This is a genomic window from Candidatus Hydrogenedentota bacterium, from assembly GCA_012523015.1.
Lineage (GTDB): Bacteria > Hydrogenedentota > Hydrogenedentia > Hydrogenedentales > CAITNO01 > JAAYBJ01.
Genome location: JAAYJI010000127.1, coordinates 1 through 12,416, shown reverse-complemented (window position 1 = coordinate 12,416; position 12,416 = coordinate 1). Strand labels below are relative to the sequence as shown.

The following is a 12,416-nucleotide window of genomic DNA, read 5'->3' as shown; positions in this document are numbered from 1 at the left end:
TTGTAATGTTGCTTCTTGCCGGCGCCATCATTGTATCGGCAACGTTCATACTCTATTACCTCGAATCGCGGGTTTCGAAAAAAGAAGAATATCGCTCATAGAATCACCGTGATGGAGGAACAATAAGGAGCTGCCGAGGCACCATAAAAAGCGAACCTGCCGCTCTTTTCAGAAGGACAGGTTCGCCTAAATAGATGTTTAAAGGATTATTTATTTGCCGGTGCCGCCTGTACTGACACCCGAGCCGATAGACAGAATGATATGGGCAATGGTCGCAAAGATGCCGAGTAACAGCGAGGAACCACCAAAGATATTTCCACCGTCACATCCACCTTCACATCCTCGGGGGCACGGTCCGCACGAGACTTGCAGTACCACATCGGTACCCCGTTCCACCAAAGTTCCCGGGGCCGGATCTTGGCTGATAACGATTCCTTCAGGAATCTCGTCGTCGCATATTCTCTGAATGGTATCTAAGTGTAACCCGCGGCTTGCCAACACTTCCCCGGCTTCTTCCACGGACAGCATGCTGAGGGCAGGCACACGCACTTCAGCGGTGTCTTCCCCTTCGAATACTTCGCCTTCACCAGGAACTTCACCTTCTCCCTCGCCTTCGCCTTCATCACTGCAGGGACGAACCACTACCGTGCGGGAAACACTGCCCATATTACCGGCGCTATCTTGAACGTGATAGTTCAAGACATAGGTACCGGGCGTGCTACTGTCTGCGTTGCCCTGCTGGCGTACAGAACGGGTAAGATCGCCGTCGCAACTATCCGATGCAGACATGATACCAAGATCCCGATAATTCGCGCCGCAATCGATCTCTATATAGTCGGGGCCGCGCAAACTAATGACCGGCGCTACGCTATCCCGCACAACAATAGTACGTGTTGCAACAGCTTCATTGCGGTCTTCACGATAGGCGAGACGATAGGTAACTTCATACACACCGGGCCGCGCACCGTCGGCACTCATTAAAGCGGCGCTCAATCCGGAAACCTGGAGGTATTCCATCATATCCGTACCCGTATTGAGATCCACGGCGGTGATACCTGTATCTGTATAGACATCGTTACATTCCACGGTTACAGTAAGGGGATCCACAGTAATTTCAGGGCGCGACGGATCAACAACAATCACAGTACGGACGACTTCGTTCGCATCCTTGGCGATTCCGGTGCTGTTGCCGGTGCCATCCGATACCCGATAGATAAGTTGCTGTTCGCCGAGCTTGAAGGTGTCAATTCTGCCCGTAACTTTTACGGCTGCAGTCAAGTCACCTTCACACTGATCGAAAGCGACATAACCGGGTTCCTCATAACCTTCTCCGAAGTTCACTTCCATGACCTCATCGCCTAACAAGGTTAAAACGGGGCCAATAGTATCCTGAACAAGGAAGCGGCAGAGATTGGGCGCATCGAAGCCCAAAAGTGCTTCTACATTCAAAAGATTGCCTTCGGTATCTCGTTCGGGCACCGTGAGACCGGAAGACGAAACTACGCTGTAAAGGACGGCATATTCACCAGGTTGACCCTTGGCTTCTTCGACCGTGTATTCTTTCAACGCCCCTGAATCATCGCGTTCCCACGTGCCATCTTCCAACAAATGCCACAGGCTATAATAAGTTTGCAATGCTTCTTCTGTATCCGCTTCACACAAGAATTGAACTTGCACATTGTCTTCCCAATCAACTTGATCTTCTTCCCCACATTCAATCGTGATTTCTTCGGCATTGAGGGTAAATTCCACGTATTCAGGCTTAATCAATCGCGATGCAACAGAATAATTGTTATAAAGATCCCAAGCCACATAATAGGCACGGTATCCCATCCACGTGAGTCCGGAGATATCTTGGCGCAAATGACGAGCTTCCTGTTCCTGCACATCACGGTCAAAAATATGGGCGGGCGGATTATTTTCGAAATCATCCAAGAAACCGGCATAACGGAAATATTCTTTTCCGTCTTGTGCGTTGTACTCGGTCAGTAGAAGAAGCATGCGTTTCCACGGGACGTTTTTAGCATCACAATCATCTCTTGCACGGACACCAAGTTCTTCTTCGTAGAATTGACCCGACCTAGAGAGTGGGCAATTCCAAGGCATGGCAGCGTCAAAAAGCTCATCATAGGCTTCAGCCACTCGCCATTCTTCCGGCAATTGAGGATGATCCGAATCGACTCCATACAATTCGTTGCACCATTGTTTCGCATCAGTCCACCATTCCGGATCGGGCGCATCGGGCGCGACCAATTCGTTCTCGGATAAAACTCCCTCTCCCTGCAGACTAATCTCCGGTCCCTCAAAATTACCGACGCGCACGAGCCGCTCCACGCTGCGATAACGTCCTTGATAAGTAATTTCATAAACAATCTGAAATTCATCCCCCGTAACCGGTATATAATCTTCGGCCGGCAGACCGGAAACCTTCAGCCCGTCCATGGGGATGGGCTCTCCGGTACATGTTGTGATTTCTGAAACACCGGGATCAACAAAAGGCTTGTTACACTCCCACTCAGTAATCAAAACAGGATTATTTTGGGAATCCACTTCTTCTTGATCAACGCGGTTGAGCGTAATCTCAAGATTCAAATCCACGATCTTACGACGCACAGAACTTTCATAACCGGAACTGTCTTTCACCGTATAGGTACGATACTCGCGATCCGTGACAGGATAACCGCTTATTCGCACTTGCCCGGTCAGATCACCGTCGCATTGATCCATTGCATTAAAACCCGGCTCCTTAAAAACACTGCCGCATGGAATATAAAACTCTTCACCCTCGTTCAGGGTAATGATCGGCCCTTGTGTGTCTTCCACAAGCACTTTTAGGGTATGAATGGGGATATCTTCACCGCTCTTATACTTAGCATAATAAATAAATTTATAGCGCCCTGGCTCACTGGTATTAATTGGTTCTTCTTTCAACTCCATGGGGCTCCATCTTGAGCCTTCCCATTTAAAGGCATTTATGGTCGTTTCATACACCGCTGTTAAATCCGCATTTGAGCATTGGCTCCAGACACGCACAACTTCGGGCGGATTGAAAATGGTGCTGCTTCCACATTCAATTCGAACAAGTTCCTGTCCGTCCTCAATAGTATATCCTGAACCCAGAAAGTCAAGGTCAACACTCAGATTTTCAGTGATTAGTACGTAACGCGTTTTGCTAACAATTTTATGAGACGGATAATTCAACTCATAGGTAAGTGGGTATAATCCCACGTGGTCATAAACACTTCCTGCGGCTGCCGTATTCAGCAAGGTGTTTCGAATAATCCCGATACCTTTAAGGTCAACCCAAGAACTCAAGAGACTGTTGTCCTCACAAATGTGGGTAACACTGAAACCATACTCTTCGGGTTCTTCGGGAGCATACAAAGATTTCATCGGCCACCAGTTTTTCTCCCAGTTGTGCACTTTCTCCTCATCATTCGTGCCCTCTTCTGAGAGGAACTCACACCAAGGTAGAATAATTAGGCTTTCCGGGGACAGTTGGTCTACTTCGTCACCTTTTTGATTAAATAAATGGATGACCGGGGGCGTATCCTCCACAATAATTTTGCGCAGCTGCAAGGAGGATTGGTAGCTTTCAATCGTATAGTAAAGATAGTAGGTACCCGGCACATAAAAGCCATTCTCTTTGGGAACTTCACCGGAACGCCGAATCAAGTGCGTTATATTTCCACGACAAACAGACGCTGCAGTATCTCGGCTTTCCGCCATACGTAATTCGTTAAGATTTCCGTTGCACCTGATGGTGATCTCCTTTGGTTCAGCCAAGGAAATACCTTCTCCGGAAACAGGTCTCACATGCCGAGAAATAAAACTCACTCTATTGCCGCTATCTTTCGCGAAGTAGTAGAACCGATACCCAACATAGTTGTCACAGGCAAGATCTTTAGACAGCGAAAAAATCAGATTTTTGTTATTGATATCTGATAAACTTCCGCCGGTAACAAAAAACTCTTCGCCCTTGTCACATACCCGCGTCACAACGATAAATATGTTTTTATCAAGTGTATCCTCCGTGTATTCCCCTTCACAGGCGTCAAATACACGGAGTGCTTCCTTGTAGGGGTTTAAATGATAACAACGCCACGGCATGGCACCGGCATCAGCCCAGCCTGTGGGCACGTAATTAAATAGGGGGTTCACAACCAGAAAATCCCACACAGGATCCTTGCCTTTCAGATTGTTTCTCATTATTGTGACCCATTCGGGCTCTTCGTATTTCGGATCAAAATCCCGCGTGAGCAGTTGTACCCCCGATACCCCCTCTTGGCTTGCCAACAGATTAATCACAGGAGGGAGACTGTCTATCACAGAAACCTTGCGCTGAACCAAGCCCAATTTTTGACCGTCTATTTCAACCCAATATTTGACAGTGAATTCCTTGGAGTTCGACGGATCATCAATTTCGCTTTTAATCAATCGACTCAAATCTTCACCGGTATCCACATTGACAGCCGTGGCACCGGGATCATCCCAAGGCACGTTGCATTCCCAATTTTGCGTCCATATGGGGAAAGATGATGATCCCGTTGCTTCACGGGGCGTGATTTTTACATTTGGATCCGCAGCAACGGCACCGGTAACGAAGATCAGGCACAGCCCCATTGCAAGGCACATCATTTTTAGGGTATGAGAGAATTGCTTCATGGATCCCATCCTTATTATTTCTAATATAGTCTGGCATACAACTTTATTCATTTAACGCGTCCTTGTTCCATGACCACTACATTTTTTAGATATTGTGAATTGGTCAACATTGTATTAAGTTATGGTAATAATTTTTGAATTTCTGCCAGCTCGAAATGATCCTGCCATGCGGCTTGACCCTCTTTCGCTACGCCTATCCGCACATTAAAACTTGTATCGGTAAAGCTATAAATAATATTTAACAAGTTGGTGTTGTCGAGACTCATGGGCGGTACCGCAGCGATAGCCGAAAGATTCGTAAATCTAAAGGGTGAATTTACAAAACTCCTCAAGATTGATTCTAAAGCGGTCAATCCTTCATCGCTGCTAGCATCCAATACAATGCCACGTTTATTTAAATTGAAGTTGCTTCGCGCAAAATCGTATCTCACGCACAATACTGCATCAGGTCCGAATATAGCTTGAACAGCGCGTTTTTCATTGCGGCCGTCCCCAATCAAAAAGTTGATATTGGTGGGGGGATAGGCTTCATCCAACTCTTCGTTAACGGCGCCGAGCTGTAAGCCGTCCAAGGCATCACGCAAACTCAAGGCATCATAAAGCAGGGAGCGCATCAAGGGTAATGCGGTTGGACCTGGTTGAGTTCCCGGTGTGGAAATAGGACTCACCGTAATACCGGCAAGATTGGCGCCGGTAAAGCCTAATGTTAAGCCTGCAAAGGTGCAGTTCACATGAGGCACACCGGTTTCCGGCACGTAGAGAATCATGCACAGGGGCGTATCCCACGGAAAATCAAACCAGGAAGAAGTAAGCGGCGGCTGCTCTTTAGGCTTAGGAATATTGAAGGAGGCGACATGGAACAAATCTGCCCCTGCAGTCATCTCCCGATAGGGGATAAAGGCGCTGTTCTCAAAATCTTCGTTGAGTTGATACAAGGCTTTTGCGTGCGCGAAATGAAGCCACGATGATTCTGTTTTATTGAGTTCTGCACCTTCCACGATACCGTCGATTTCGTCAAGAATACGCTGATCCATCCAGGTCTGTGCACTCGTCCAAATCTCTCCATAATCTAGAGAAAGGTCTTCATCCTTATCTGCATCGTTAATTTGATCCTCTTCAACTGCGCTCAGAAAGTCCTTAATCTGCCCTTGTAAAGCGGCGCCATATTGTTTGCCCATTTCATAGGGGGAACCATGAACAACAATCAGGGGCAGTTTGTCCTTGGTAAATTTCACTGCATCAGGGCGTTTTTCGGTAGCGTTCACAGGCGCACTAAAATCGGGATAGGCGGGCGCTCCCTTTTCATCCAAAGGCAATACCCGCACGGGAGAAGAAAAAACCAACTCGGGAGCCATGCCCGCCGGAGCCTGAACAGGATTGGCATATTTTAACTGGATAAAAAATCCGGTATAGTCACCCGTCTTGGGGGGCAAGGGTTTGCCTGTATATTTGTTTTCGCTTCCTCTGCCCGTCAAATTGGTTACTGACCAAGCATTGCCTAAGACGGGATTACGGAAATCTCGTTTGTTGCGGGATGTTGCCTGCCAGAGCCGCACTTCCTTGGGCGGGTTCGTCGGGTCGGTCTCCACGCTGATACTGCCGTCTTTATTAAAAGACCAGGTGAACCTGGGCAGCCCTTTGTCTTGGGAAACGGCCATGAACCAACCCAGAAGCATGGAACCGGGGCTATAGGGATCTGTCAGATTGACGGCCTGATCCAATCCGCCCATACCGTGCCCCACATTGGGATTAAAGCTAGGATAGGCCCAGAGCGATTTTTTCCGCAGCAAATCAATTGAATCATCCTCTTCCCCTAAATCAGGCACAAAGAATTCATCACCGGTGGCATTAATCATGTACACCGATTTGCCTTGGAATTTATCTGCTTCAACATATTTATACGGATCCACCAATGCGAGCAGCGCTTTCGCTTCAGGGGTCAATTCCGGCGTGGTGCTGGTGGGAATTAGCTGATCAAAAATTCCTTTCTGCGCATAATCATAGATAGCAGGCGACCAATAGCCGTAGGCTTTGCGATGGTGCAGTAGGTTCTTCTCCATGTTCAACACATTAATGACGATGGGCGCCACCGCTTTTACCCGGGGATCCACCGCACCGGTAAGCCACGTAGTCCATCCGCGTTTTGAAGCGCCTGCCACCACAAAATCCTTTATAGGAGGACCTTCCCCGGCAAGCAGGAATTCTGCTGTATCCATGGCGCGTACAGCAGCTTTGACCATGGGGAAGAGAAGCGGCCAGGGCTGCGACGCTTCCTCATCGTTACGATAATCTTCGAGATATTTATCATAACTGTAGGCAATCGCCGCATCTTCGGAACGATTGCGCAAGACGAAATCAGAACCGGAGCTGTTGTCTTCTTCTTTGTTAGGGATTACTTCGTCCCAAAATGTCATCGGTTGGCTGGGTACATTTTTGATATGTACCACAGGCGCTCCCGCTGCCGCGGCAATGGCCACTAAGGATTGCTCAACCGTAATAGCCGAGTTACGGCTGCCGCCATCAATGAATAACAACGCTGTATTCGTAACTCGGTTGCGGGGATTGATAATAACAACGGAGTGCACCCAGTCCGTACCGTCATAGACCGCGTCGTCCGGATTCCAGCATTGAGAGCGCATCTCTTCGATAATATAGGCTGTTGCCGTCATGGAAGGTTGTTCAATAGTCGGAGTAATAGAATAGCAGTCGTCGTTTTCATAGATGTAGGCAATCAAAGCATCACCAACACCGGGTTCTTCGCCTTCAACAGGCCCTTCACCTTCAACGGGTTCTTCACCTTCTACCGGTTCTTCACCCTCAACGGGTTCTTCACCTTCTACCGGCTCTTCGCCTTCAACCGGTTCTTCGCCTTCGGTAGGCTCTTCGCCTTCAACCGGCTCTTCGCCTTCAACAGGTTCTTCGCCCTCTACCGGATCTTCGCCTTCAACAGGCTCTTCACCTTCAACGGGTTCTTCGCCTTCAACGGGTTCTTCACCCTCTACCGGATCTTCGCCTTCAACAGGCTCTTCGCCTTCTACCGGCTCTTCGCCCTCGGCAGGTTCTTCGCCTTCTACCGGCTCTTCACCCTCACCTTCTTCTGTTACGTCTCCGATTACAAGCTTCGAGTCGCCGGGCGTGTCAAAGCTGTCGCCGTCATATCCTTGCTCACCGGTAATGGTGTAGATCCCATCAGGTCCGGATAGGCTATAACTGACAACGACAGGTGTGAGATCGGTGCTCCAAAAAGTAACCTCGCGCGGTCCTCGATCCCATGCGGCAGAAGGGCCGACAAGATTGGATACTGTTAACCCAAGCGGAATATATTCTCTTACGCCCCATACGCCGGTGCCTTCCAAAGGCTTCACTTCAAGGCTCACGTTATTTGCTTCGATCTTTCGTGTCGCAATGATAAATTCCGGCAGTTCCCCTTCATACTCGCCCTCGGTTTCCCCTTCGTAATCGTATACTTTTCGAAATTCAGCGACGAGATTTGTATTGGATTGAATATACAAATTCACGCGGGCGTCATCTCCCAGATAGTCACCTCTCCAGCGCAAGAAGCGATAGCCGGGATAGGCAAAGGCTTCTACTTTAACCTGCTCGCCCAAGCTGTAGTTGGCTTTCAACGGCGTGACTTCCACCTTCCCCGCGCTATAATCCGGTTCTATTTGAACCGTAAGTTTGTAGGAAGGCGGTGAGACGGGACATCCGGAACTAAACAGGAGCACCACCACAGTCATCATTAGCGACAAGACTTGGATCAGTGTATAACGGCCCATGGACAACCTCCATACTTGACTACAGGAACAAACCGTGCAAGCCTCATAGACCGGCTGCATTCGGACTTCCCTTGTATCATCCTTTTTTTCCACTACTCTCAATTAACCGTCGACGCATATCCGCACAGCTATAGGCGGTCGTCACTGTTGCAAAATTGCTTTTAAACGACAGGTTATTTATTTACAACTACCCACATTTTATGCTAGAACTCATACTATACATAATGTTAGACAAATTTGTCAACAAAAATTTTGCTTATGTACGGATTGAAAACAGCGCGCTTCCTTCGGATTCTCCAACACACTTCGCTATCTGTCGACGCGCTAGAACACACTTTTTCTCCGGACTCAAGCTTTGGGTTTATAGCTATCCTTTAAACGGCTTCGTACGCGGTTACCCAACAAATCCACAAAATCAGGATCACCCAAGGTATCACGATACGCTTGGCGCTGCTCACAACGGTGTTTACGGAAAAGAGCGATGAAATCATTGATTGCCAAGGCACTGACCAGCCATAGGAAAAACAGAATGAGGGAGCAATAAAAGAGAAAAGACCGGGGCGATGCGGCACTGTTCAGGGGATAAACCCCCAAAATCAATACGACCGGGATCAGCACAAGGAGGTAAAAACTTATGGGGCGCCGCCGTTGTGCCGCCGACATCGCCATCATAAAGCGCCCGCCCGGCGACGGTGTATAGTAATTCTGTTGCCCTTTAGAGGTCATGAAAAATTCATCTCGCCTTTATCCGTGAATGGTTTTAATTGCATCCACCTTGAAGCGGACATCCGCAGCTTTGCGAAACGGAACAGTCGGTACAGCTACCCTCACTTGACGCGCTGCTGCTCACAGCGGCAAAACGGCTCAATTGGCGTTCCATACGTTCGGAACCACATTCAGGGCAGACTACCGTCTCATCATTACGCACCAACACTTCCGTGTGCGCGTCACAATCCAAACATCGATATGCAAACAGCGGCATAATAAAATCTCCTTATTTTTCAGTCCTTCGACTCATAAAGCCAAGACCTACGCATATACGTTATTTTATCATGAATACACGATTCAATAACAGTGCTGCGGCGCTGCCGCCGTTTTTTACACAGATCCCACCAACAGCGCTCGGTCGTGCATCTAAGAAAAAAACGAGACCCGCTCGCAATGGAAAGGGTCTCGTTATGCACGCAATAGTTTTTAGATTAATGGGAGGCGCGGGTTATGATTCCCAAGCCCAAGAGACTCACGCCAATAAGGAGCCAGTCCCCTAAACCTTTCTGTATTAATGTAGGCCAACCCATCTTTTCGTCGGAAGATTTACAACAACCGCAGCTTTCGTCGGGACTTTCACCTTCACCCTCAACACCGCCCTCGCCTTCATGGCTAGGCTCACCCTCAACGCCGCCTTCGCCTTCATGGCTCGGCTCACCCTCAACACCGCCCTCGCCTTCATGACTAGGCTCACCCTCAACGCCGCCCTCGCCTTCATGGCTAGGCTCACCCTCAACACCGCCCTCGCCTTCATGACTAGGCTCACCCTCAACACCGCCCTCGCCTTCATGACTAGGCTCACCTTCTGCAGGCTCTTCCTCCCCTTGCCATAGTATAGGCGCTACGGTCTGAAGATAAGGGTAGCCATCGTTTTTGGTTCCGTCCTCATCATGATGCCATAGGTTTGTAAAATCCCAGTCCGCGTAAACGTCCTCTGCGTAAGGATAGGTCAGCTCTTCCGTTGAACGCGGTTCACCGCCTTCGCTGAAAGGCCACACTGCCCGATCCATATCCCAATAGCTGTCCGTAATCGTTCCACCACCGCCATTGAGCGCGACAAGGGCACCGCCAAAAGCTTCCAGAACGCGTACTTCAGCCGTAGACAGGCAGCTGTAGATTGTGCCGCCACTATTAAAGCCGACCAGACCGGCCGGATAAAAATAGCCGTAGACCAAGCCCGTGGCGTAGCAATTGCTGATGTCACCGTCTTCATTCGAACCGATGAGTCCGCCCGTAAAATCACTGCCCCCCACCTTACCTGAAAAATAGCAGCTGCTCACATCGCCATAGTTTTCTCCAATAAGCCCGCCAACGTTATCGCCGCCATAAATAGTGCCGATAGCATAACAATCTAGCACCGTACCGCTACCGCCATTCCCGCCTATCAATCCACCTACCCCCCAAGTGCCGATGGCGCCGCCGGTGGCGTAACAGTCGGTGACGGGACCGGTGTTGCCCCCTAAAAGTCCGCCTGCATACCTTTCACCGCGAACTACACCCGACGCGTGACAATTGCTGACGGTCCCGGCACTTGTGCTAAACCCGGCCAGTCCCCCGGCATAAGTTTTTTGTCCGGTTACATCACCAGCGGCATAACAATCACGCAGGATGCCGTCTGCATTGGATCCCACCAATCCGCCCGCCATACCGGTGCTCGAAACCTTACCTGTGGCATAAGAGTCCGTAATATCCCCTTCGATATTCCAGCCCACCAATGCGCCGACACAGGTGTTTTCGTCGCCTTCGCCTGTAACGCTGCCTGTCGTATAGCAATTGCTAATCGTGCCCTTATCGTTTTTGGCGACAAGGCCGCCTACGATAGAGCTTCCCAATACCGCCAGATTTTCGACGCCCAAGTTTCGAATAACACCACCTTCACCGAGTACAGAAAACAATCCGGCATTAGCGCTGTCAGCGATAAGAATAGTTCCGTTGCGGAGGACATGTCCCCCGCCGTCAAATACGCCACGAAATCCGTCACCTTCTCCCAAGGCATAAAATCTTTGATCCTCAAGATCCAAATCCGCCGTTAGCAGCAAATGAGCGGTCGTAAAAATTGCGTATTTACTTAAGTAGAAAAAATGCTCCGGTGAATTGATTTGGTAAGGATCTTCTTCCGTGCCGCTTCCGGGTATAGACAGCGTACTCGGATCAAAGGCTGGAATGGGCGGCCATTCCTCGAGTCCGTCTTCCCAAGGCAAACGGGGGTAGCTTCCTTCCCGCATGATCCATCCGCCTTGATCCCAACCGGCATCTCGGTAGGTGACTATGCTTTGCAGAGCGGCAGTATCCTCTCCGACCCCGCGGCGCTGGTTTCTTGCTCAGTCGTATTTGTATCCCAAAAACTCCGGTTTACACCGCTTATAACATTCGCGCCAATGAGTCCGCCCACATTTTTATCGCCCTCAACCTTACCTATAGCATAACAACGGTTTAGGCTTGCTTCATCGTTTTCTCCAATAAGTCCCCCCACGAACTCATCCCCCTTTACCGAAGCCCACGCGTAACAGTCTGTGATTATCCCACCGTTATAGCCGATAAGCCCACCTGCATCATACTCCTCCGTGACCACCGTTCCCGTGGCAAAACAACTGTTCATGCTTCCGCCAGAGAAGGAACCGGCAAGACCGCCGCCGTACCTAGTGCAGGCGACGGATCCTACAGCGTAACACCGCCGTATATCGCCTTTACGGTTTGCCCCGACAAGACCGCCAAAGCTATAACCATTACTATTACTTGTTACATTTCCGGAAGCGTAACAGTCAATGACTTCATTGTCAAACAATTCTTTTGTGCCGATAAGACCGCCGACATCGGCTGAATAGGAAAAGGCGTCCGTCTCGATGCCACGCACGTCACCGGTGGCATAGCAGCGGTTTACTGTATTTCCTTGATGGGTGCCTATAAGACCGCCCACAGAAATTGAGCCCGTGACTGAACCTGTAGCGTAGCAGTCATTAATCGAACCGTCATTTGTCCCAATGAGCCCTCCGACTTCTTCAGTGCCTGCAACCGAGGCGGTAGAGAAACAATCATTAATCGTGGGCCCAAAATTCTGTGCGATAAAACCACCGGCACGGAGTCTGACAACGATATTGAGACAGTTCCTGTAACTATTTAGGGAGCAATCTGTGCTCCGTTCAACTTTTTTACGCCCTTCGGGCCTGAGTTTTTAAGGCATGGGGGTCTATCAATCCGATATGC

At 49.4% G+C, this 12,416-nt stretch carries 6 protein-coding genes and 1 pseudogene; all 7 read right to left on the bottom strand.

Annotated elements, in window-relative coordinates; all coding sequences use genetic code 11:
- Positions 1-210 precede the first annotated feature (210 nt).
- Positions 211-4,665, bottom strand: coding sequence for a DUF5011 domain-containing protein (locus GX117_05450; protein NLO32789.1), 4,455 nt, complete (start codon positions 4,663-4,665; stop codon positions 211-213).
- A gap of 119 nt (positions 4,666-4,784) precedes the next feature.
- On the bottom strand, positions 4,785-8,444 hold the full coding sequence (locus GX117_05445) for a hypothetical protein (protein ID NLO32788.1): 3,660 nt from the start codon (positions 8,442-8,444) through the stop codon (positions 4,785-4,787).
- Between the two features lie 348 nt (positions 8,445-8,792).
- The gene (locus tag GX117_05440; GenBank protein NLO32787.1) at positions 8,793-9,170 is read right to left on the bottom strand and encodes a hypothetical protein; all 378 of its coding nucleotides are present in this window, start codon (positions 9,168-9,170) and stop codon (positions 8,793-8,795) included.
- 34 nt (positions 9,171-9,204) lie between these two features.
- Complete coding sequence (locus GX117_05435) at positions 9,205-9,426, bottom strand: zinc ribbon domain-containing protein (GenBank protein ID NLO32786.1); 222 nt, start codon at positions 9,424-9,426, stop codon at positions 9,205-9,207.
- Between the two features lie 217 nt (positions 9,427-9,643).
- Positions 9,644-11,437, bottom strand: a complete 1,794-nt coding sequence (locus GX117_05430) for a hypothetical protein (GenBank protein NLO32785.1) — start codon at positions 11,435-11,437, stop codon at positions 9,644-9,646.
- Between the two features lie 41 nt (positions 11,438-11,478).
- On the bottom strand, positions 11,479-12,129 hold the full coding sequence (locus GX117_05425) for a hypothetical protein (GenBank protein ID NLO32784.1): 651 nt from the start codon (positions 12,127-12,129) through the stop codon (positions 11,479-11,481).
- Positions 12,130-12,141: 12 nt separating this feature from the next.
- Positions 12,142-12,306: pseudogene (locus GX117_05420) on the bottom strand (hypothetical protein).
- Between the last annotated feature and the right edge of the window lie 110 nt (positions 12,307-12,416).